Origin of the sequence: Coprococcus sp. TF11-13 (assembly GCF_003481085.1) — a bacterium.
Lineage (GTDB): Bacteria > Bacillota > Clostridia > Lachnospirales > Lachnospiraceae > Coprococcus > Coprococcus aceti.
In genome coordinates this window covers 182793-208604 of record NZ_QUKK01000005.1, presented here as the reverse complement: position 1 = coordinate 208604, position 25812 = coordinate 182793, and the positions used below count along the sequence as shown (strand labels likewise).

Sequence of the window (25812 nt, the reverse complement as noted above, 5' to 3'; positions counted from 1 at the left end):
TGTATTGTCCTCCTCATTCACAGATCTTTCATTGTTCTACCATAGTCTTCAAACCAGGATATACACATCCCCCAGACTCAGTTTCTTCCTTAATACCATTGTACTCTTCCTGTGTTATGAGATTATCATTATTTTTGTCCATAATGCTATTTGTAGTGTAGAAAAAAACACTCTCACCATTTTCTAACAAGTCTGTATAAAGATAATACTCTGTTTGCATTTCGTTTCCTTTAAACACCTTATAGGATACTATAAAATTAGCCGCTCCTCCTGATCCTTCTGTACAAAAATGGTTTCCACAGTAAGTTGTATTGCTTCTTTCCCAACTTGCCGCAACAAGCTTTGGAACGTCTCCATCCATTGTGTATATGTCGTATATCAATGGTGATGTCATATCTGCAATAATAAGTTCTTTTACCCCATCACCATCAATGTCATCAATTACATATCCCACATTGTCCAGTTCTTCCAATACTAACATTACATTATATCTAGCATACACATCATCCGCCGTCTCATATGGGAATTCAATATTGGTCAAATCCCCATACTCTAATTTCTGATGATTGAGTTCGATATATCTGCTTATTATCTCTTCATATTGTGTTAAATAAACAGCATCATCAATATTCTCTTCACTCGGAATATCATCCGCTACATCGGTCTCTGTTTTCTGTTCGGTCACAATTGATTTCTCTGTATTTTTCTCTTCTGATATCATTTCTTCCGCGATGCTCACCTCTCTTGTCGTTGTCTGAGATTGAATCACGTCCAACTTATCCTGTATACTTTGGCAACCTGAACCAACATATGTAATTCCTGTCAAAGCCAGCACCCCCCCCACTATCTGTACACTTTTGTTTCGCATCATGCATTCCACCTCATCTACACTGTCGTCTTCTGCCACTGCCAATATGGTATTATTGTACTTTTCTGATTTTACCAACTTATCTCCGCTAGCCTGGCTTTATATATTATTTCTGTTCATTGAACCATAGCTTTGCTTACAAAAAGTAGTAGAGCATAATCAATCTACGGCTCTTAGAATACACAATTCATTTATTTGCTGCAATACCAAGCATATGGACATCATTATATATGAAATCACCAAGTAATATATGCATCCCGTCAATTATACCTATAAATCCTCTTGGAACTACTACCAACTGCCTTATACGTCTTACGTCCAACTTTTTTGTATACAACAACCTTATACGAGTAATTTGACCATAGTCTATTAGCCTTGCTGTCACTATAATATGTAATACGATTGGATTTTATTGTCTTTACAAGCTTATATCCACCACCATTTATACTTCTATATACTAAATATCCTGTTGCATTTGCCGAGCTTGATTTCTTCCACGTGATCCTTATACCCGCACGCTTATTCTTTATAGATGTAATCTTTGTTTTCGCTGGAACAATTGTGAAATTTTTCTTTATTGTCCCCTTATATGCACCTTTAAACACAATTTTATATGTATATGTGCCAATACTCTTTCTTCCCAACGGAATATATATTGTGTAATCTCTTCCTTTTACAAGGCGATTCCCACTATTATCCTTAACGATCACCGACGGATTTCTTACTTTTCCATTATACATACACTTTTCTGTGGATAAACGTACATTCTTTGAAGTCATTGCTATACCACTGGAAATCGTAAACATATACGATCCAGACCAATCGGCTGCAGGCACCATAGGTGGAACGATAACTATATAGTGTACTCCCGCCGAAAGCATATATCTATATATTTTTTTGTTATCTTCTCTGCTTTGCCATTCATATGCCTCTCTGTCGCCTTCTTCATCATAGATACTAAGTCCACAAGTATCCGCATCTATAACTTTGAATATAATTTCAACTTCTGTCGACTTTTGCAAATAAAATTTGTATATATCTTTTTTGTCATTTAAAGCCAACATACCAGTTATTGTTGATGGTATTTTTACAAGGGTAGCTTCCTCAAAACTATTATTTGGTTCTCCCTCGCTTGTTCCCACACTTTTATACGAAGTTTCTATCTTATAATTTGCAGTTTCCCCATCATAAATATTTTTTCTTCCATAGACCACTATATAATATGTCCCTTTTGATAAATCCCAATGAAAATTTGTTTTTCCGAATTCCAAATCATAATTATATTCCATATTTTCAGATGCAATACAATCCCCATCATCGTCATATAGTCTGATTGTATATGGCATCTGATATGCTGTAAACTTAATTGAAACTCTTCCTGCATTTGTTATACTAAATTCATATTCATAACTTGACTGACTCGATGTCAAAATTCCATCTACACTTTTTCCAAGAGTAAGATATTCATCAGATAAAGCCAACTCTGCTCTACCTTCCGCTATATCTATATTATCAGACGCTATAACAGTAACTGCACCTCCCCCTATAAACACAACTAATATGCAAAGTACAACAACAATATTCTCTGTTATCCGCTTTAATTTCTCTATTATCATAAACTTAATCCTCCCTCATTTCTTATATTTAATATTCTAAATAATTATGGTCTCCGTATGCCAAAGCTGGCGATATAAAACAAATTAAATCTGTCTTGTTATATTTTACCATATTATCCCATGCATCTTTACTATCATGTCCATATTGTCTCTTTTTATGTCTATTTTTGTGTTTTACTATTTTTATCATCTTACAATTAGTTTAATTCCGCCGCAGCTTTTGTAATTCTATCTGTGAGATAATCATTGGCAGATTTCAGATCTGGGACAATACATTTATGTGAATTCCACTCATTTTGGTAATTATCAAAAGTATCCTCTGTGATTTGTCCAAGATCATTTTCATCATTTTTATAACTCATGTACCCATACATGATTGAATCATCCGGCCTCCCCGCATTGCCTTCCATTGAAACTTCTAATAACTCTGCTCTCTCTATGTCTCCATCCAGCGAATACATAATTATCTCCTGATTAGCTGCCCCATTTGAACCAGTTCTTAATATAAAATCTCCGCAATAATCAATCCTACAGCGTTCCCAACTGTCAAGCACCATTTTCGGAGTGTCACCTTCCAAGGTAAACACTTCATATATCATCGATGAGTTTATATCTGCCAGCAGAAGCTCATATATACCATCACCATCTATATCTGAAATTTTATAGCCAACATCTGAAAAACCTTTATCCATTATATATATACTGTACCGCCCATCGGTGTCTTCCCCATAAGGATATTTATCCATTGAAAAGTCTCCCAAGGTTCCATCATCCTCTCTGCATACATCCCTCTTACACGCATGCTCATAGATCAGATCACAGTATATTTCCTCGGCTTCCTCATAAGAGAGCGTCTGTCCACGCTTCTCATTAACTTCTTTTTCAGTTGCTGCTACTTCAGCTTCATCTATCTCTGTTTTCGTGATTTCACTTGCATTTTTATCTTCTTGCGTATAAGCTTCCATCGTCGGCTTATCAGATATACTGCTCTGCTTCTCCGATTCTGTATACTGAGCATCTTTATCCTCATACAAACCGGGTTCTGTACTGTTCGATTCACTTGTTGTAATTTGAGATTGTATAATATCAAATTTATCATGTATGCTCTGACAGCCTGATGCAACACACGCCGTACCTGTCAAAGATAGAATCAAACCCATTATGTGCCAATACCTATTTCTTCTCATACTTATCTACCATCCTTATCGTTGCCTCTGCCAGCTTCACCATCACATATCTGTTCGGATGAGTTCATTAATTATACGCTTTATCGTATAATCCTCCATAATTCTATTTTATAATTTTTGCTTTCTTTGAAACACCTCTTAATGTCAATATTTTTTTGTACTCCTTCAATTTCCTGACAGGTACTCTGATCACGATTTTACTATTTACGCCTTTTAATGCTCCTGCACGGACTGAATTTATCGTTAGCTTTGTTGTTGTTATTGTTAATCTTTTTAATTCACTACAACCAGCTAATGCTCTTTCGTTTATTACACACACGTTATTTCCAATTTTCACACTACTCAACATTCGACATCCATAAAATGCTCTTTTACCTATTGATTTCACATTAGAACCAATAGAAACGCTTTTTATATTTACATATTCTCTAAATGCATTATCTCCTATTGAAACAACTGAAAATCTAACACCACCTATTACTACATTGTTTGGTATAATTAGCTTAACTATCTTTTTTGAGTTTTTTCTCGATGCAGCCCCTGTCAGAGATACCATACCGCATCCATCTAATCTGGAATCTGTAACTCTATATTTTAAATTTCCTACATTATATACTTTTCCGGTTTGTATTCGTATTTTAACTCTCTTTGTAATGCTTCCAGAATAGTTCCCTTTTCCAGATATTATTACCTTTGCGATTCCAATATTTTTGTTATTATGATATCCAATAGTATAATCCTTTCCGACCTTCATAATTGTATTTCCACATTTCACTACAATTTCAGGATATACGCATGTTTTTCCTGTATATATATCAGAATCAGGAACTCCGCAAACCGAAATTTGATTATTTTTTAACGAAATATCTCTAGATTTTATCAAAAAATTTTTTTTAATAGTACCACTGTAATCACCCTTACCAGTAATAACTATAGAAGCATTTCCAACATTTATATTGTTATTATACGTCAATATGTAATCCGTTTTTTCATTTAAAACAGTTCCCTCAACTTTCACTTGTACATTTTGGAATGTTATTCTTCCACCTTCATAAATAACACTTTTTGGTATACCTATAATATCTACATCATATATTTTACCTATATCTACAATTGGTTTTATTATATAAAAATATCTATCTATTGTACCTGTGTAATTTTCTATACCAGATATAATTATTTTTGCTTTTCCAGGATTTTTATTATTTTCATATGTTAAAGTATAGTCTCTTCCCTCCTGAAGTTGAATCCCATTTAGAAAAATCGTAATACTCCTTTGTTTTTGAAAAGCCCCATCATACGTTTTATCTTCTATTCCTTGGATTATAGCATCTGATATATCAGTTTTAACCACTTCTAATACTTCATATTGTATTGAACAGTCTATTGCATATTTATATGCATTTGACCACCTGTAACATCTTATTATCAAATCATCACTATGTTCATCAAACACCATTGCGCCCATTCTTTCTACACTTGCAGGAATGTATATACTCTTTAAATTTCCGCAGAATGAAAAAACATAACTTCCGATTTCTTTGAGTCCATCTGGTAATTCAATACTTGTTATTCCCTCGCAACTGCCAAAAGCGCGTTCCCCAATTTTCTGTAGATTTTCTGACAATGATATATTATGTAAATTTATACAGCCATAGAAAGCTGATTCTCCTATGCTTGCCACACTTGACGGAACATTGATTTCATACAAGCCGGTAACATTTCTAAAAGCACACTGCCCAATTCTTTTTAGCCCATATTCAAGCCTTGTATTCATACACCCTACAATCAATTCGTCATTACTTGTATTTATTACTGCATTGCAATTATTCCTACTATCGAAAACTTTATTATTGACTGCAACCTGTATTTTTTTTATATTGGAACAACCAGAAAAGGCTTCCGTTGCAATGGTGTTAACATTTTCAGGTATATATATGTTTTCCAGACTTTCACAGTTATAAAATGCTGTAAATCCAATTTTCTCAAGACTGTCAGGAAATGAAACTTGTTTCAAATTACTACAGCATGAAAAAGCACTAGAACCTATACCTGTAACCCCTTCAGGTATAACTACGTCAACTATAGTATCGTTAAACTGAAATGCTTCTTCACTTATACTCACAACATTCATTCCATTTATCTTTTGAGGTATTTCCACTTCACTATCTTTTCCATTATATTTTATAATAGAAATTGTTTTATCACTCGTATTTTGGCTATATTCATAATCTCCATATACTAGATTCCCTGCTTTCACTCTCATCTGAGTTCCATCTAATACAGCCCCCAATATTAGAAGTACCCATATTACATTGATAATTTTCTTCACAATCATTCACCTCTATATATCATCGCAATTTATACAGTTCTCAAACCATTATCTACTTGTTATCTTTGCTTTTTTTGATATCCCCCTTAATACCATTAAACTCTTATACGATTTTAAGCATCTTGCTGGCACCTTTATTAAAGCCTTGGAGTATATACCTTTAAATGCGCATTTTCTAACAGACGTTTTTGTTAGATATGTCGAATATATGTCCATTTTTCTCAAATTTGAACATTTCGAAAAGCAGTTGTCACCTATTCTCCTTGTATTTTCACCAATCGCCACATTTGAAAGTGATTTACATCCATAAAAAGCATTTTTTCCTATCGACTTTACGTTTGATCCTACTATTAACTTTTTCAGATAAATATATCCTTTGAATGCATTATCCCCTATTGCGACCACATTCATTTTAGCATCACCAATATTCACATATTTTTTTACATTTAATACTGTGAATTTCTTATTAATTTTTTTATCCACACTTCCGATCAATGCTACATTTCCTTTTCCATCAGAACCAAAACTCATAACTTTGTACTTCAGTCCACCCGATACATACACCTTTCCAACAGGGATTTTTATAATAAATGTTTTTGTTATACTTCCCGTATAATTTCCCTTCCCTAACACTACAACTTTGGCAATTCCCACATTTCTATTATTATAATATCTTACATCATAGTCTTTCCCCAAAGATAACATCGCATTGTTATATCTAACAACAATTTTAGAATATGTATGCGCTTTGCCTGTATATACCTCAGTTTTTGGAATTCCAGCTACAGTTACTGAAGATGATTTTTCTGAGATTTCTCGCTGTTTGATGCTTACTTTTCTCGTAATACTTCCTGTATAATCACCTATTCCGGTGATAATAATATTCATGTTTCCAACATTTATATTTCCAGTATAAGTAACAATATAATCTTTTTTCTCCTCCAAAACAGTGTCAGATATTGTAACCTTCAAATTAGGGAATGTTATTTGTGATCCACTGTATGTTACACTGCTCGGAATATTTGAAATGCTGATATTTGAATTTGTCCCGATATTTACAATCTGCTTTATAATTAAAAATGTTTTCTCTATAGAACCACAATACTTTTCAATTCCAGATATTATTACTTTTGCTTCTCCTGGATATATATTATTTTCATAAGATAATATATAATCCGTTCCCTCCAGAAGCTGAACATCATTCAATTTAACACTTATACTATCCTGTTTTTGTGAAATTCCATCATAATTCTTATTTTTTATACCCGAAATCTCTGCCTGTGATATATCAAGTAGTGGAGCCTCTATAATTGTGTATTTAATTGAATTATTAACGGCATATTTGTATGCAACCGAACCATCATAACATTTAATTTCAAACATATTATTGTGCTGACTGAATACATCAGGTTCTATTATAATGGCACTATTCGGAATTAATATACTTGATAAGTTCTTGCATTCTGCAAATGCTTTTTCTCCTATATATTTAATTCCATCCGGAAGTTGAACATCCATCAGACTTATACAACCATTGAACATCCCTTCTGATATTTCTGAGCATCCCTCTAATATTTCTATTTTTTTTAAATCTACACAATTACTAAAAATATCACTCTGAAGAATTTCTATCCCCGATGGTATTACTACACTAGTCAACGCTGAATAAGCAAATGCTGACATTCCTAATTTTTTTACATGCTCTGGAATTGTAATGTTTTTTAAATTTGTGCATGCGGCAAACGCACAACTATCAATTGTTTCAATATTATTCGGAAGTTTAACAAAGCTCAAAGAGGAACACCCCTCAAAGGCCCCATCTCCTATATATTTAACACTTTGTGGTATATAGATGTTTTTTAACCCCGTACATTCTCTAAATGTTCTTGTTCCTATAGAAATAAGCCCAGATGGCAATTCTATATACTCTAAGCTTGTACACAAAAAAAATAATTCTTTAGGTAATTCTTTTATATTCTTTGATAATTCTACACTAGTTAATGCTTCACAATGAGAAAAAACACCAGCCCCCATTTCTACTACGTTTTCCGGAATAACAACTTTTTTCAGATCTGGGCAATTGTAAAAAGCTTCGCTGTCTATTTTCACGATATTTGATGGAATTTCTACGCTGCTTAAATTATTGCAATGATCAAATGCGCATACCCCTATACACGTTACACTTTTAGGTATTACCGTATTTATACAGCCACGCAGGATAGAATTGCTACTCGTTTCAATTAACGCATTACACTCTTCCCTGCTATCAAAATAAGTATTTGCTTCATCCACCACAATAGAATTTATATTACCACATCCACAGAATGCATAAGAGCCTATTTCCTTAACACCAGAAGATATATATATTTCATTTAAACTTTCACAATGATAAAATGCTTCGCTTCTTATCTCCTCTACTCCCGATGGGATATATATTTTTTTCAAATAAACACATTGTTCGAATGCATTATCCTCTATAATTTTCAAGCTGTCTGGTAATTGTATGTCTTCCATACTGCAACTGCGAAATGCACTAGAAGATATTTTTTCAACAGTATCTGGTACACTCACTTTTGTAATTAATTTACCAAAAAAAGCTCCCTCACCGATTATTGTCACTTTATAATTATCAATATATGCTGGAATTTCTACAATTTCATTTTCAGCCATATATTGCGTTATCGTTGCTGTATTACCGTCTGGATTTATCTCATATTTATAATCACCACTTTCATATTCATCAGCCATAGCACATACTGACATTGAAAAAAATACAATAATAGTAGTAATAATAGCACCTAATACATCTCGTAAAATTCTCATAATAAATCCCCTTTTTAATAAATTCGGTGATGGCGACTATTTGTAAACCTCTATCAGTCAAATTAATTCCACTTATGTCACCATCACCTCATATCTTCAAGTTTTATTTTTACTGAAACAGCTCGTTCAGCATATCATCCAAGGATTCTCCAGCCTGTCCAATGCCATACTCAATAAGTTCGCTCTTCGGACACGATGCAGCAGACATATAAATATAGCTGAACAACAACATTGCAACTACAGCCAACACAATAGCAACCGTTCCTATATTTTTTATTTTGGCATCCTTTGTAACATTTTTTGATAATTGAACTATTCCAAGTATTAAACCGACAAAGGCAAATACTGCAATGAATTCAAATGAGCCACCCCAATTATTTATATAAACTACACATGCTGGTGCAAAATGTTGTGCATCTGTAGCCAAGATATAAATAAGTGATATAAGACATACCAAAAATGCTGCACCCGCAAAAATTAAACCAATTGTTCCCAATGTACACGACACTTTCTGTACAAACTGACCATTATATTGATTATTATTGACCTGATTTTGAACAGATGCTTCGCTATTTCCAGCGTTATAGCTATCTTCAGAACCGCCTCTCACTGTTAATTGCGGCTGAGCGGCCGCCTGAGATGCCGACATCTTCTGAGTTGCTCTGTCATCGTCATCATCATCATAAATATCCTGATCACTTGCCCCTCGTTCATTTTCAAATCTCTGAGGTGCGATAAGCTGGATTATCTCATCAGTACGACCTAACTTAATAGTGTCTCCTCCATTCAGATACTCCACGCTCCCCTGCTGCATTCTCCTCACATTATTTATGTATGTGCCTGATGAAGAATAGTCACTCACAGCAAATCTTCTATCATTTGGATTATATTGTATCGAGCAATGCTTTCTACTTATATTTTCATTACTGAACACAAAATTTGATACTGCGGGATTTCTTCCCAACACTATTGCTGTAAACGGTGTCAATTCGATTTCTGATCCGGCATACTGCCCGGATAAAAATTTTATCTTTGCATTATTATTCGCCATATATACTCTCCTCTTACACCCATTGCCTACATATCGCTATATTTAAATTCTTTCCTCTTCAAAGCGCATATTGCTCTCTGAAATTCTGCTACTTCATACAACGAAATATTTTTAATTGAGAATGTATATTTTCCTCCTGGGAAATGAACAACAAACCAATTTCCCCACAGTTTTAAGTATGTATACGCCTGTATAAGTGTCAGCGCAAGGAATGGCAAAAATGTAGCAGCAACACCTGTAATCGACATTGAAATAATACCTACAACAAGCCAAACTCCCGCCATAACCAGACTCCATATAGGATTTCTCTTCACTATCGATGTGCCTGTAACCTCATCAAGCTCTACTACATCTCTTGAATATGCATATGATATAATTCCTTTATGCTCATTTATGTATAATCTTCTATTTGTAAGCACTGCCTTATTCTTAAGCAAACCTTTTCCAGTAAAGAAATTGAGTACACGATCATTAGACAATGTAAGCACTTCTTTTTCATCATCTTCTACCAGATAATCTTCAAATATAGATGCACCATTATCTGGTCGAGGTGTGTACTTTTTAGACAATCTTTTGATAACTCCCGTCCTCTTAGGTGTACTGACATTCGTATTTACAAGCTGTGCAGAAAACGTAAACACATTGTCTGAATGACCAAGCTTAACTTTTGCTCCATTATCTATATTTACGGTCTGCTGTGGTCCCAACTCATTACCATTTACTGTTGTTCCCGATGTTGAATAATTTAGTAAACTCAGCCGTCCTGTATTTTCGTCAAATGTTATTGCACAATGAACCCTGCTTACTCTGTCAGACTGGAAGAAAATATTACAATTCGCTCCATTTCGTCCCAGAACCTGCTGCTTACCAGGCTGAAGATCTATACTACTTCCCTGTAATTCTCCCTGAATAAATGTAATTTTACCAGTATACATATTTACTCCTCCTCACTCTGTAATCCATCATCCCAGCTAAACTTCTTTCCACAGAAAGGTATAAACGCCAGCTTTGTCTCGCCCACAAGTATTACATCATATGCATTGAGTTCTTTTGATCCCAAAACGACCTCATCATTTAAGTAGAACAGGCCCCTGGAATCTCCAGGCTGAACAATAAACTTTCTCTGTCTTGGCTCATATACGATTATCGCATGCTTATCTCTTGATACTGTTCTATCCTTTGCAAGAACTATATCCTGATTTGCATTTCTACCTATAAAGTTTCTTCCTGTCTTTAATGGGAATCCAGTTCCTTTATCACTTCCCTCAATGCATACAACCCATCCTACAACTTCTGATTTTCCTGAACTTCCACTGAAACCTATTGTCACTGAATCATCATCATCTTTTTCCGGCTTGTTTTTTGCATCATTTATCATGTCTGTGAATGATGTATCGGCATCTGTATAATTTACAGTATCATCAGTCGCATTACTGGAAAGTGATGTTCCACCTGAAAATGCAGAATCATTTACCGGCTGAGTATATCTCATTGTCTGTCCCATACCTTCATTTGCACTTGCACAATGTGGACACATTGAAAACTTGTCCATATCATAGTAATGACCTTTCGCACATCTTGTTAAATTCATAAATTTGTCCTCCTCTTGATTGTATATTTATGACGGCATCTTTCTGCCCTTTATCTGCCATATCTAAGCAGAATTACCGACGTATTATCTTGATTTCTCTGTGTAAGCTGCATAACAACCTTATTTAATCGTTCAGCTATCACCTGCATACTATTCTGATTATCCAAAACAATATCTAATATCTGTTCGTTGCTAAGTCTCTTATAAAGACCATCGCTGCACAATAGTATCAGATCATTTTCTTCCAGATAAAATGGCTCAGTGTTACTATCCGTCAACGAGATATTGCCCATTCCTAAATAACTTATAAGTGCTTCGGCCTGATTCTCCTGCATCTCGTACTCTTTCTCGGTTATCTGTCCATTTCTCAGCATTGTATCCAACTGCAGTCTGAAATTATGATCTCTGTTTATTGCTTGTATATCATTGTCTCTCACTATATAAATTCTGCTGTCACCTGCTGATATGAAATACATACCATTCCCTTTTGTAACAACGCACACTAAAGTACAACCGCCTCCCAATGCATTTCCATACTCATCCTCGAGATCTGCTACACACTCATCGAGACGTACAACTTCCCTCTCTAAGAATATTGGAACCTCACTAAAATCATTCACTGACTTAAAATCATTCACTAACATTTTCACCGCTGTATTGCTTGCCAATTCACCACCGTTCAAACCACCCATACCATCGCAAATTACAGCTAAAGTCATTCCATTTTCATACTTTGCTACAAATAAAGCATCCTGTTGATAACTTCTTGTTCCTATTATTGATGACTGTCCGATTTCGATATGCAATGCATTTTCTTTACGATCTATACTTTCCCAGTTTATTTCTTCAGTAAGTCTGACTGTTGTAACTTCATTTTGTCTTGCTGCTTCTTCTCTCATAAATATGTCACTCCTACCTTAAAAGAACATTTCTGATTTGCCAGTGTTACCACACTTCCTTTATCTACAGAATATACTTGGTTTGGGTTAAGCTTGTACCCATTAACCCATGTTCCATTCGTAGATAAATCCGTAATGTATATCAAATCTTCTAGGCTGTCGTAGTATACCTCACAGTGCTTTTTACTTATAAATTCATCCTGTTTGAATATAATCTGGGCATAATTCTTGGTTCGGCCAACAATTACTCCTCTGTCCAGAGGTATATCAATGGTAGTACCTTCATTGTCTCCAGAAATAATAACTATGTATGGATGCGGAATTCGTCCATGTGTTGCAGAAATAAGGTTATCCGTAACCGCATGTATTCCGTTGGCCTTATTCTCATTATTCTTTTTTAAGATATCCGCATTTTGGTTATCATCATGAGAATATACGGTCTCATTTATCAGCCTCATATCTGATAAAAATTCATAAATAGTCTGTGTTCGTTCTTTATAATTTACTCTCAACGCTTTATATAAAGCATCAGTTACATACTCTGGAATGTCCTCATCATTCAGAACTATATCTTCACTGGATAGCAGTCTTTCATTAGGGTTTAATAACATCTTTCCCGTAAGAAGATAGTATACGGTCGCTGCAAGTGAATACACATCAGTAAATGTACCCTGCTCAGACTTTGATGAATACTGCTCAAAAGGAGCAAATCCAGGAGTAAGCATCACTGACAATTGTTCATTACCAGATTGTCTTTTTATATTTTTGGCATTTCCAAAATCAATGAGCTTTATTACACCGGTGCTATCCACCATAATATTGTCTGGCTTTATATCTCTATGGAATATATTCAATGCGTGAACCTGAATAAGCGCAGTTCCGACATCAAATAAAATTTTGTTTACATATTTAAACTTTAATTTACCATTTTCCCTAACAAGTTTTTTTAATGTAACTCCGTCAACATATTCCATCACATAGTATCCGGTGCCATTTTCTTTAAACCTGTCATACACTGATACAACAGATTCAACGCCTTGGAGCTTCCATAGAACATCTGCCTCTTCCATGAATCTCGTAAGGCCATGATTAAAAATTTCTATTTTCTCATCCGATACTGTTTTTACTTCTTTTCCATTTGATAATCTTACGGCGCTATCCCTCGGGAAATATTCCTTCACAGCGCACTTTTTGCCTTCTGCTTCGTCATATGCCACATAAGTTATTCCAAATCCACCTTGACCAATAATTTCATCTATACGATAGCGATTTGATAAATATGTTCCTTTACCCAATGCATATGTAATATTCATTCATATCACCACCTTACTATAATTCCTACTGCACCGATCATCAGTCTATCTCCCGAAAACAACTGATGTCTGTCAGTTATCTGCTTACCATTTAATTTTGTACTGTTTGTCGCAGTCATCAACGGCTGAACGAATAACTCTCCATTTTTACATTCCAATACAATATGCTGTCTTGAAACTGTAACTTCATTGATAAAAACGTCACAGGTGTTTGCCCTGCCTATAAATGCACTTCCATTTATATGAACATTTTTCACATCAGGCTTTCTTCCTATAACCTCTATCTGTACATCCATCGAATTATTGTAGTTATGTCCATTATCCATGCCTACATCATTATTATTTGTTATTTGTGCATTTTTTCTGTGTCGATCTATTTTGCGTTTTTTCTTCTGCCTATGATTAACAGTCAAAATAATCACTAAAGTAATAACAACAACCACAACTAAAGCTGAAAATATAATTATCAGCTTTCCAACTATTCCATTCGTCCACCATGACTTAAGCTTATTGATAAATCCATCGTTATTACTTCCATCGCCGCCATCTGTAGGGGTTGCAACACCATATAATTCTACTGATGTTACCTCAACGACTTCTGTTGTTGCATATCCCGTCCAATTGCCAGATGTTGTACTATTTTCTGTTATTGATTCCTCGTTATTAATTGAATAACCAATATTTAATCTTCCTGCTACATCTGTCTCTATATTTAGGAGCACATCATCAGCAGCTTCATCCAATGGTGCCGCATCAATACAATCCTCTTTAAAGAAGTTGTCTATCCCCTTCATCGAATCATATCTTTTACGTGTAGTGTCCGGAGTAGCCTTATATCTGGATATATCGACCCAATACACTAAACTATTACTTTCATTTAAAAGCTCCTTACTTTTCTTTTGTAACTTTTCCTGACCATCGGTTAGCAATATATACACATTTGTATTGTCAGTATTTTCTTTATTCTCCAATACAGCATACAATTCGTTATTAAATTCATCAGGATCCCTATTTTCAGAATCCACAAAATCATTAGTATTACGAGACTGGCTGATGACATCCGACAGATTTACCACTCCTGTATTGTTCTTTATGGTCGTAAAATCTCCGGTTTTCTTTTCAGCTTCAGAAGATGTTATATAATACACCTCTATATTTCTTGTCAGATCTCCGCTTCTCTCTGCAAAATCACTAATTAGAGTTCCAACATATTCCAGGTTTTTTCCTGAGTCATTTCTTGCATCATACTCGTCCAGATATATTGATCTTTTAAAATCCCAAAAAATGTAATAATTTACGCCACCATCGTCCGTTATATCTTCATTGCTTTCACTAACCACAGTGTTTTCAGCGTACGCAGTTATGACCGAACCTATTAGACCATTCATAACAAAGGCCATCGTTATCAGCACGCTCAGGCCTATTTTTTTTAAATATCTGAATAGACAGCTTTCACTCATCTCATCCACTCTCCATTTCTCAAATTTTATCGTAATAAAAGTTCTTCACTATATGTTCCGATACATATATGTGTTCCACCAGCAACTGAAACAACCTGTCCTTTTTTTGTTATTTGACCATCCGGAAGGATTATTCCATTTGTTGATCGGTCTTCTATTGTGTACAAACCAGTACCATTGTTGTAGCTTAATCTGCAATGTGTACGACTGATGAAATCTCCCTCCATGATCAGATTACATGTTCCCGGATCCCTGCCTATAGTTATGATATTTCCATAATTCACAGCAATAATAACCCCTGCCAGATACCCTCTGACACCGATAATCGCACCTCCATCCTGTGGAACATGATTTAGAACCTGCTGTCTTGAATTGATTTTCTTAACATTCTCCATTTTTATCCTCTACTGTTAGTATTCTGGGCAAATATAATTTCCGCTCTCATCTTTTTCATTATTACAAATTATCAGTGAAACCGATGTTCCATAATCGACCTCGGAATATGCAGAAACACCTTGACTTAAAACAGCACCATCATATGAATTAGGATCAGACCTGTACTCTATGCTTCCAACTGAAAGCCCCGCATCATACAACATCGATATAGCAGAATCTTCACTACATCCAGATAAATCTGGGACGATTGCTTTTGTCGGTTCATCATCTGGTTCTGGTTCTTCTGTCGTTTCTTCTTCAGTAGTAGTCTCCTGGGCTGTCGTAGGTGTATCCTCTGTAGTAATTTCTGTTGTTTCTTCTGTATCACTAGTTGCTTCTGAATTATCTTCAAAATCTTTGCCTTTACTCACCACAAGTTTTATAATTGTTTTTTCCTCAACCTCCGTATCTGGTTTTATACTTTGCGATATTACATGATCCTTCTCAACCTTATCACTCTGTTCATATTCGACCTCTATCTGAAGATTACTCTCATCCATAAGTTTCCGGGCATCTTCAAGGCTCTTATAAACTACATCAGGAACATGAGTCATTTTTACACCAAGAGAAACTTTTACCCCCAACACAAACCCCTGTTTTTCTTTTTCTCCAGACTTATGATTCTGCTTTATCACGTTTCCCTGAGCAACCTTGCTGTCATTAAGCGTTTCTTCCTTATATATGTATATCTTTTTCTCTCTTGCACACTTTCTTGCATTCTCCCATGTTTCACCAACAACATCTGGAATTGTAGTTTCTACGCTCTCATCATAACCGCTATTGCCAATAGATACTTTCAATAATATCTCTGAGCCTTTATCTACTTTTTCTCCTTCTTTATATTGTTGGTCACATATATAATCCCGAGCTATTTCACTTTCTTGTGTTTCAATCTTCGCATGCAGCCCCATCTTTTCAACTTGTTCTACTGCTTCAGCCTGTCCTATTCCAGTGAAATCAGGCATATACACCTGTCCTTTTCCACTCGATACAACTATTTCTACTGTCATACCATTCTGTACCTGACTTCCACCGCTTATATTTTGTGATAATACTGAGTCTTTAGGTATATCTTCCGACTCCTGCTTATCAACAATTTTCATATCTATATTTTCAGAGGCTAATATTTTCTCAGCATCATCAACTGTAAGATTTATAACATTTGGCACTCTTGCATCTGATCTATCATCCGAAGGAATCAATGAATCCCAATTTATTACACCAGTTACCAGTAAGGTTCCAACTGCCAGTACAGCTAATATTGATGCTGATATCACTGCTTTCAACCATGTTGGCCATCTTCCAAGATCTCTAGATTTTGATGTTACACGATTTTTGTGTACAACATCCGTTGTCGTAAGTTCATATTCCAGTCTTTCCATATCCGGAGTTCTGTCATCGATTTCTATGTTTAAAGCATTCAATATAGCATTCTCAACATTCTCTGATATGTCCCCTGCATACTTTGATGGTAATTCCAGTGTATCTTTAGAACATCTCTCCATTGAATCGTCCGGAGTTACGCCAGTTATCATTTTGTACAAAGTTGCACCACAACCATATACATCTGTCCACGGTCCCTGTTCTCCACGGCTTCTATACTGTTCTGGAGGCGCATATCCCGGTTTAACTATAACCGACAGGCTTTTGCTGTGATTTGTTGATGTCGCCTGTCTTGCAGCGCCAAAATCAATAAGCTTTACCTCTCCATTTGAAGTTATGAAAATATTATCTGGAGCTATATCTCTGTGTAATATCCCTTTTTCATGAACCTTCTTCAAAGTCCTTATTATAGGTATCATCATATCAACAGCTTTTTGATAATCTATTTTACCGTTATCTAGGAGGAATTCTTTTAACGTTTGTCCCTCCAGATATTCCATAGCAATATATGCTGTATTATTTTCACGGAACACATCATACACATCTGTTATTCCTGTTGTTCCCTTAAATTTTGCAAGCCTCTTTGCCTCATCAATAAACTTTTCTATTCCTCCGTTAAACTGGTCAGTCCTATCTCCACTAAAGATAGATATCGTTGATGAGCCAACAGCCCTTGTTGCAAATTCAGATGGCAGATATTCCTTAATAGCTATTTTCTTCTCAAGACTATAATCATATGCCAGATATGTAACCGAAAATCCACCATATCCTATGGTTTTCCCTACAATATACTTCCCGCCAAGTATTACTCCCGGAGCTAAATGATATGGCTCTGCGGGCGGAGTATCCACCCTATATCCACAATATGGACATACGCTATCATTTTCATCAAACTTATTCATACATCCCATACATAATTGTTCCGCCATACCATACTGCCTCCTGTTACTTCCTAGTATTGTTCATATACATAATCTTGTTTTGTCTCAACCTGTCTTGTTGAGGATTCACTAACTCTAGATGTGCTCCACTCAGACCACGAACCATAAATTGGTTTTCTGTACCAGTATGTATATACCTTATTCACAGACCGGGTCTGATATCTGTAGACCGTACCCGTCCACGACCAATCTCCAGTACCTGAAACATTTCTGTAATTAATTTCTCCATTACTGTTAAATACCCATCTTTCCGTCGAACTGCCTGCCCACTGAAACGGATTTGCACGTGATACTTCATCCCACGGAAGGTAATAATCCCTCCTTATAGATCCTGAATTCTGCCATTTATCATCAGTTCTTTCATAAGAACCATCGGCCCTGTATGTATCATATCGTCCAAACACAGCGCCATCTTTCGCTTCTACATTACATGTATCACTGGATTGTGCGTAGTTTGAACTCCATTCGGTCCATCCTCCCCAGTTCCCATAAGACTGACTTTCTTCAGTTTTGTAATATGTATAACCACTTGGTGTGCTGTTACTGTTAGTCTTTTTTATATCATAATCCTGCACATCTCTATATCTATACATTGTCACAGTATCATTCGAACAAACTATCAATGATATCTGAGTTCCTTTTTTTACCTTCTGATTTGAACCAATACCCTGATCCAAAACTATTCCTGTACTAGATGATGAGGAAGATCTATATTCCACACTTCCAACACTTAATTCATTACTTTCCAGCATTGCTTCAGCCTGTTGCAAAGACATTCCAACCAGACTAGGCACATCTACCATAGAATCATCTTTTGATGGTTTTACATTCTCAGTTGTTCTTTCTGTCTTATTCTCTGTGCGCTGTTCTTCTGTAGCATGTTCTGTTTTTTTGTCCTCAGTGTTCTTATCTTCCTTCTTACTCTCTGATTTTTTCTCCGTTGTCTTCTCTGTTGTTTTTGTTTGCTCTGATGTTGTATTCTTCTTATCAGTATCTTCATATCTAGGTGCAGCATCAATCTTATCACTGCCCTCACTTATACACAGCGATACTGTAGACCATACTTTCACCTCTGTTCCCGCCTCAACGCTCTGGAATATTACATGATCTTTAGCTACCACATCACTCTTCTGGTATGTAACCTCTATTTTTATCTTACTGTCATTCATAAGTTTTGAAGCTTCATCAAAGCTCTTATATACAACCTCTGGAACATGCGTTGTATTTATTCCGAGGCTCACATCAACGCCTAAGTCAGAACCTTCTTCCACCTTTGACTTAGCTTTCAAAGACTGTTTCATAACTATATCTTTCTCAACAGTATCACTGTTCTTTATATCTGATTTATATATGTATATTCTTTTATCAGATGCCATTTTTCTTGCATCATCCCATTTTTCACCTACAACATTCGGCACTTCTGTTTTCTTCGAATTGTCATACTCTTTTTTACCCAATGACACCGTAAGGTTAACCTCTGAACCTTTATCTACAGCCTCGCCATACTTGTACTGCTGTGCGCAAATATATTCCTTCTTTATTTCGCTCTCAGCCGTATCTGTTTTTACAAACAAACCCAGATCCTTCAATTCCTGTTCAGCTTTTTCTTTAGATAAACCAACAACATCAGGCATATACACCTGTCCTACGCCTCCAGATATTGTAACCTCTAACACCATTCCCCCTTTGACTTCCGTACCATAAGGAATGTTTTGTGACAAAACCGCACCTTTAGGAATCGTATCAGATTCAACCTGATCAACTATCTGAATCAGCATATCCTTTTCTTGAATCATTATCTCTGCATCATTGAGCGTTTGATTTACAACATTAGGCACCCTGACTTTAGATGTCGCCCCCGGTATAAACATCTTCCAATTTATCACGCCTGTGACCAATAAAGTTCCCAGCGTCAATAGTAAAACAGCCGCTGCAGGCACCGATATCTTTAACCATAATGGCCAACGTCCAAAATCCATTTTCTTCTTTTTAGCCTTTATTCTTGCAACTTCTTCATCCGTAGTAAGCTCATATTCCAATCTCTCCATATCTGGTGTTCTATCCTCTATCTCCAGATTCAGAGCATTCATAATTGCATTTTCCTGATTAGTCGTAATATCTATATTAAATTTTGATATATCTTTCAGTGAATCCTTCGCATCTCGATCCATCGAATCTTCAGGGGTAACTCCAGTTATCATCTTATATAACACGGCACCGCATCCATATACATCTGTCCAGGAACCCTGATCTCCCCTACTTCTATATTGCTCTGGTGGTGCATATCCCGGCTTCACTATTACAGATAAACTCTTGCTATGATTTGTAGATGTAGCCTGTCTTGCAGCGCCAAAATCAATGAGTTTTACTTCACCATTATTGGTCATAAAAATGTTATCTGGTGCAATATCTCTATGTAAGATTCCCTGAGCATTTACCGTCTTTAACGTTCTTATTATAGGAAGCATCATTTCTATCGCTTCATCAGGTGAAATCTTTCCGTTTTTTTCCAGATACTCTTTGAGTGTCTCTCCCTCAAGGAATTCCATCACTATATATGCAGTATTATTCTCTACCAACACGTCATAAACATCTGTTACTCCCGGAGTTCCACGAAATTTTGCCAATCGTTTTGCTTCATCAACAAATTTTTCTATTCCTCCACGGAATTGTTCTTCTCTATCACCTGTGAAAATTACAACCTGTGAAGATCCTGGAGATCTTGTTGCAAACTCAGAAGGCATATACTCTTTTATCGCTACCTTTTTATCAATACTGTAATCATAGCCTATATATGTTACAGAAAATCCTCCATACCCTATTGCTTTACCAACAATATATTTTCCTCCAATAACAGTTCCTGGAGTTAAATGATATGGCTCCTGAGCTGAAGATTCGGAATTATAACCGCAATACGGACATATACTGTATTTGTCATTGTATTTTTCCATACATCCCATACATATTCTTTCAGGCATCTGTATATTCTCCTTCCCACTTTACTGCTGTTTTATCTTCATGTTATCTGTGTAAGAATCTATAATCTGTAATTCAGTATTAGTATCCGTATATGACTTCAACGCAGATTTATTAACTGGTAATCCTTCAATTTTCTGCAATTTATCCACACCATTATCGCTATAAGATGTTCCTAAGAACAACGCTTCCTGAGCTCCCTGTTTTAACATATAGCTTATTAACAAAGAAGCCGCTCTGCTCTCATCATCACTGGTTGTTCCACTTATCGACAATTCATTAGTTGGTTCTACATAAACTGAATCACTTTCTATCTTCACGATCTTATATCTTCCAGCCCAACTGTCATTTACAAATTTATAGTCCTCCGTTGAACCGAAATAATATAATAATTTATCGTCAGATAAAAACTGCTTATATATTTCACTTCCACCTAATTTTTTCCATTCTTTTTTTCTTTTATCATCAATATTCTGACTATTCTCATCACTATTCAGCGAACTCAGAAGCATATCTTCCGCAGATTCTGATATATAGAAACTATCATCACTCATGCTTTCTATCTGCTTGTAGTCGCTTATAGTCAGATTATCTATATTCTTAACTTCTGAGCTTCTTTTTACATATACTATAGGTGCCTCAAAGCTTAATGGAATTTTTTTGCTTTCTTCAATAGAATTTTTATAATTTTCTAACAGATAGCAATCGTCAGATCCCGACTTTTCCATATATTCATAAACTTTATCTACGCTGGCCGCATCCTCCATAATCTCTTTTGTTGCATATTGAGCCTGGAATATTGTAGGCATCTCTCCATTCTCGTATGCTTTTAATAATTCACTGCCATATTGATCTTCTGGTATAAATTTATAATTAACATTTACCTTCTCTTGACTACTTGTGAATGCTTCTATTCCACTATCCATCATTGCCTTTGCGCCATCTTCATTCATTTGATCATCCACTGCAATCCAGATCGATATATCAGCAGAATTCATAACCACATCAGCTTTTTTATTTTTATACATGTTGTACACATAAAGTGACATTGACACGACGATAAGAAGTGCAATTCCTACTGTTATCGTTCGCTTCATTCTGCGTACACGAAGTTCTTTCTTTGGCTCCATAACTTTCTTTTCTCCATCAAGAGCCTTTTTTAATTCGTCTACATTTGAAAATCGTATTTCAGGATATATTGACATTCCCTTCATAACAGTATTACTTATTCTTTCAGGAATATCACTGTATATCTGAATTGGAGATTGTACTGTATCCTCTATAACTCTATTAACAGATTCGTCCGGTAATACTCCTGTTATTGCGCGATATACAGTTGCACATAACGCATATATATCTGTCCATGGTCCCTGCTTACTTTTTGCCTGATACTGCTCTGGTGGAGCAAATCCAGGTTTCAAAATAATAGATCTGGTTCTTTCCTGATCAGCATCTGAAAATCTTGCAGCGCCAAAATCTAGGAGCTTAATCCGCCCATCGTTGCACAACATTATGTTGTCAGGACTGATATCTCTGTGTATTATTCCGCCAGCATGTATCTCCTTGAGAGCTGTTATTACCGCATCAGCTATAGGTATAACCTCTTCACAGCCTATACGACCTCCCTTTGACTTTAAATAACTCTTCAAAGTCATTCCTGGCAAATATTCCATAACAAGATACGCAGTATTATTTTCCTCAAAAAAAGCATCAACATGAACAATATTTGGATTATCGACAAATTTCGCCATATTTTTTGCTTCATCCAAGAATCTTTCCAATCCCTGCATATACTCTTCTTTACTTTCACCAGTATAAATAATTACCTGTGGCTTTCCTGGAACCCTTTGCACAAGACCAGTTGGATAATACTCTTTCACAGCCACAACCGTCTCAAGTACATTATCCCAAGCCTTATATGTAATACCAAATCCGCCAAATCCTATACATGTACCTATCACATACCTGTTATTGTATAAACCAACTCCCGGATATAAATGATATAATTCTTTAGGTGGTGTTCCCTCGCAATATCCACAGTATGGACAGACCTCTCTCTCTTCCTTATCGCTATATACTATGTCAAATAAATTAAAACAATTTAGACATCTTCTCTGCATTCAATATATCCTCCAACAATATTTACCTACTTAACCCAAACGGCAATCGCCGAATTGTTATCCATATCCGTACACTTACCGTTTTGCCTTACTATCTCAACCATTGCATCCAACCACTCATCAACACTGTTTGATTTCTTCAAAGTCTTAGTCATTGCTTTTTCATCTATCAATTCCCAAAACCCATCTGAACACAAAAGAAATGCCTGAAATCCATTTTTATTTATAATCTCAGAACAATCATACTTTTTAGTCTCCCATGGACTACCTATAACCCTCAGCAATTTATTCCGGTCTTCATGCCCTCTGATTTTTTTCTCCTTTAGCTTGTGCGCCAGAACCAACATCTGAGGAACGCTATGATCCAAAGTTCTTTCAACCAACTTACAATTTTGAAAATAATATAGACGTGAATCGCCTATATGGGCCCATTTGATCTGATCGCAACATATATCTAACGCAACAAGAGTCGTTTTCATGCCATTTGCGAATGTACCCTCTTGAATATTCATTACTCGTTTTTGAGCTTCTTCAAATATATCTGACAAAAGGTCAGCGTTACTGTCTCCAACTAATTGTGTAAGATCTCTGGCTGTTTCTATCGCCTTTGAAGAAGCAACTTCACCACGTCCATGACCGCCGAGTCCATCAGCCAATACAAATATATCTCTCTGATTTACATGGAAATTTCCAACGGAATCCTCGTTTTTCTCCCTGTTTCCTATGTCGGAATATACCTTATATGTTATCATTCTAATCCCCTCCATCTCTTGTGAAATTATATCATATACTATATATCTCCACGTTTTTGCATGTCTGTATGTCGTTTTGCCATGTCTGTATTTTGTTTTTTTCGGCAAACTCCGTAATAACAACATCAATATCCAATCAAAGCTGCTGCAACATTTTTTACGCCCGCTCCACTCTTACTAACAACGAACGCATATGTGTAACCCGAAACAACAAACAGATAATCTCCACAATCTATTACATAATTTATTCCACCATTTCTAACATACTGTGCAGGGACTTTAAATATGGTTCTACGACTTGTTCCTTTACACCTGACAAGTGCGGCTCCCTGTATCTTATATATGTAACCATATTTATTATTTGATATCGGAAGTTTATTAATTGTTGAACTTGTAAGCCATGTAAATGTACTAATTCTGTTTTTTGAAGTTGAAATACTCGCGCGAGTCATCTTTCCGTTTGTTCCTATTGCATATGTGACAGAATTACTTCCAGTAAATATGACCCGATTTTTTCCAGCAATGAGCTTATCTGTTGAAACCTTCCCACTGAATCGATAAATGCACTTCTTGTTTCTTCCGTTGGAATCCATTCTATATATGCCCGTAGAGCCATATTCAACCTTAACGTTTGCATTCCACGGAGCAGAGCCTTTCTTAACACCTATATAATAAATATACTTTCCGACAACAACAGGGCTATAGCCTTCCGCAAGGACTTTCGTCTTCTTACCATCCTTTGACATTCTATATACATACCTGTTACGGGCATCGGAACCAATATATTTATTTACAGTGCAATATATATTTTTTTTTGTAATTGTCAGATCCGTACAGCGCAAATCAGATATTTTTTTCTGACGTTTTGTAGATGTATTGTACATATACAACCGCCCTCCTTGAGCCCCTGATCCCACTGCGTAATACAGCATCTTCCCACTCATTGCCGCATATGACGGCACATATAGCTGCTCGTACCTACTTGTTTTTGTACTGGCATATACATTATCACCACTAAACAACTGAACCTCTGAAACCAGCAGTATTATGCCCATAATCATCACAATAAACTTTCTTATTTCTCTTTTTTTCATTGAACTACTTTCTCCTTTCTATTTGCATTAACATCTCCATACCGTCTTCCAATCTTTATCTCCTCCCCATCAACCATCGTAACGGTCTGATGATTATAATTACTGATATAGTCCCTGTTTACCACCGCAGCGGCTGAGCATCTCACGAAATTATCTGGGAGTTCTTTCATAATCTCGCTGAGAGGTCTGTATTCGTAATATTTGCCATCACGCTGGTCATTTTTTCTATTTGTGTAATATATCGTGACTCTGTTCTCTATTTTGATGTACATTATGTCGCGGCAATCAAGGATATTGACGTTCCTGTCATATCGGATTTTGATGAATTGCTTCTTGTCATCATTGTTCATCTTCTCCACAAGATCATTCATGAATGTCACAAGTCTTGCATCATGCCTGCCTTTAAGCATACAATTCACATGATTCGCCTCGTATATGTCCAGTTCTTCAGGGATTTTGTTTGCATAAAAAAGAATCTTGCAAGATGGGGCTACGGCATTGATCATTTTTGCCAGGTTCACACCATTCTTGCCATTTGGATACAGAAGCTCCGTTATAAAGATGTCACAGTCGAACTTCTGATAGTCGATATCCAGCATTACTGAATCAAGGTTATATGAAACAAATCTCACATTTTCGTTATCAATAATGTTGTTTTTAATTTGAGAGCGCAGGAAATATACTGTTCTCTGCGTCTCGTCTGGATTTACATCGCATACGCCTATTGTCATATTGAATTCTCTCCCCCTCATTTATCTATGCGGTTCTCCGCCTCATTGCATATCAATTTAAAGAAATAAATGATCTTTATCAATTATTACCTGATATTATAGAGTCTGAAGTAATATGAATTTTGAACATCAAAAATCACCACCCAGTCAACACATTGTCTATTACGTTTATTTTGTTGTCTAGATTACATTCAACTGTAAATGGATTTATTTATATCTCTATTTGATATATTTTTTTGT

At 35.8% G+C, this 25812-nt stretch carries 18 protein-coding genes; all 18 read right to left on the bottom strand.

What is annotated here, in order from left to right; genetic code table 11:
- Positions 1-28: 28 nt before the first annotated feature.
- The 18 genes from DXD11_RS10070 to DXD11_RS09985 all read right to left on the bottom strand — a co-directional run bounded on the left by DXD11_RS10070 (position 29) and on the right by DXD11_RS09985 (position 25572).
- On the bottom strand, positions 29-946 hold the full coding sequence (locus tag DXD11_RS10070) for a hypothetical protein (protein WP_118758320.1): 918 nt from the start codon (positions 944-946) through the stop codon (positions 29-31).
- Between the two features lie 182 nt (positions 947-1128).
- The gene (locus DXD11_RS10065) at positions 1129-2484 is read right to left on the bottom strand and encodes a hypothetical protein (protein WP_055146842.1); all 1356 of its coding nucleotides are present in this window, start codon (positions 2482-2484) and stop codon (positions 1129-1131) included.
- Positions 2485-2681: 197 nt separating this feature from the next.
- Entirely contained in the window at positions 2682-3671 is a 990-nt protein-coding gene (locus DXD11_RS10060; protein ID WP_147360978.1) for a hypothetical protein, read from the bottom strand.
- A 103-nt stretch (positions 3672-3774) separates the two neighbouring features.
- Positions 3775-6003, bottom strand: a complete 2229-nt coding sequence (locus tag DXD11_RS10055; protein WP_158579437.1) for a leucine-rich repeat domain-containing protein — start codon at positions 6001-6003, stop codon at positions 3775-3777.
- A gap of 48 nt (positions 6004-6051) precedes the next feature.
- Positions 6052-8826, bottom strand: coding sequence for a leucine-rich repeat domain-containing protein (locus DXD11_RS10050; protein WP_118758317.1), 2775 nt, complete (start codon positions 8824-8826; stop codon positions 6052-6054).
- A 109-nt stretch (positions 8827-8935) separates the two neighbouring features.
- On the bottom strand, positions 8936-9877 hold the full coding sequence (locus DXD11_RS10045; RefSeq protein WP_118758316.1) for an FHA domain-containing protein: 942 nt from the start codon (positions 9875-9877) through the stop codon (positions 8936-8938).
- Between the two features lie 26 nt (positions 9878-9903).
- A complete protein-coding gene (locus DXD11_RS10040) occupies positions 9904-10812 on the bottom strand; it encodes an FHA domain-containing protein (protein WP_118758315.1) in 909 nt (302 codons plus the stop codon).
- 2 nt (positions 10813-10814) lie between these two features.
- Positions 10815-11468 carry an FHA domain-containing protein gene (locus DXD11_RS10035; RefSeq protein WP_118758314.1) on the bottom strand — a complete coding sequence of 218 codons (654 nt, stop codon included), beginning with the start codon at positions 11466-11468 and terminating at the stop codon, positions 10815-10817.
- Between the two features lie 50 nt (positions 11469-11518).
- The gene (locus tag DXD11_RS10030; RefSeq protein WP_022216232.1) at positions 11519-12367 is read right to left on the bottom strand and encodes a PP2C family protein-serine/threonine phosphatase; all 849 of its coding nucleotides are present in this window, start codon (positions 12365-12367) and stop codon (positions 11519-11521) included.
- Positions 12364-13680, bottom strand: coding sequence for an FHA domain-containing serine/threonine-protein kinase (locus DXD11_RS10025; RefSeq protein WP_055273376.1), 1317 nt, complete (start codon positions 13678-13680; stop codon positions 12364-12366). Before DXD11_RS10025 ends, DXD11_RS10030 begins: the two co-directional genes overlap by 4 nt.
- Before the next feature lie 5 nt (positions 13681-13685).
- On the bottom strand, positions 13686-15140 hold the full coding sequence (locus DXD11_RS10020) for an FHA domain-containing protein (RefSeq protein WP_055273373.1): 1455 nt from the start codon (positions 15138-15140) through the stop codon (positions 13686-13688).
- A 26-nt stretch (positions 15141-15166) separates the two neighbouring features.
- On the bottom strand, positions 15167-15535 hold the full coding sequence (locus DXD11_RS10015) for an FHA domain-containing protein (RefSeq protein ID WP_055273371.1): 369 nt from the start codon (positions 15533-15535) through the stop codon (positions 15167-15169).
- Between the two features lie 15 nt (positions 15536-15550).
- A complete protein-coding gene (locus DXD11_RS10010; RefSeq protein ID WP_118758313.1) occupies positions 15551-17887 on the bottom strand; it encodes a PASTA domain-containing protein in 2337 nt (778 codons plus the stop codon).
- Between the two features lie 23 nt (positions 17888-17910).
- Positions 17911-20877: a PASTA domain-containing protein gene (locus tag DXD11_RS10005; RefSeq protein WP_118758312.1), complete on the bottom strand. Its 2967-nt coding sequence runs from the start codon at positions 20875-20877 to the stop codon at positions 17911-17913.
- A 21-nt stretch (positions 20878-20898) separates the two neighbouring features.
- Positions 20899-22995, bottom strand: coding sequence for a serine/threonine-protein kinase (locus DXD11_RS10000; protein ID WP_055273366.1), 2097 nt, complete (start codon positions 22993-22995; stop codon positions 20899-20901).
- Positions 22996-23021: 26 nt separating this feature from the next.
- Entirely contained in the window at positions 23022-23747 is a 726-nt protein-coding gene (locus tag DXD11_RS09995) for a PP2C family protein-serine/threonine phosphatase (protein ID WP_158565891.1), read from the bottom strand.
- A gap of 125 nt (positions 23748-23872) precedes the next feature.
- Positions 23873-24841: a DUF5050 domain-containing protein gene (locus tag DXD11_RS09990; protein ID WP_055273363.1), complete on the bottom strand. Its 969-nt coding sequence runs from the start codon at positions 24839-24841 to the stop codon at positions 23873-23875.
- Positions 24838-25572 (bottom strand): LytR/AlgR family response regulator transcription factor, encoded by a 735-nt coding sequence (locus tag DXD11_RS09985; protein ID WP_158579436.1) that lies wholly within the window; start codon positions 25570-25572, stop codon positions 24838-24840. Before DXD11_RS09985 ends, DXD11_RS09990 begins: the two co-directional genes overlap by 4 nt.
- Between the last annotated feature and the right edge of the window lie 240 nt (positions 25573-25812).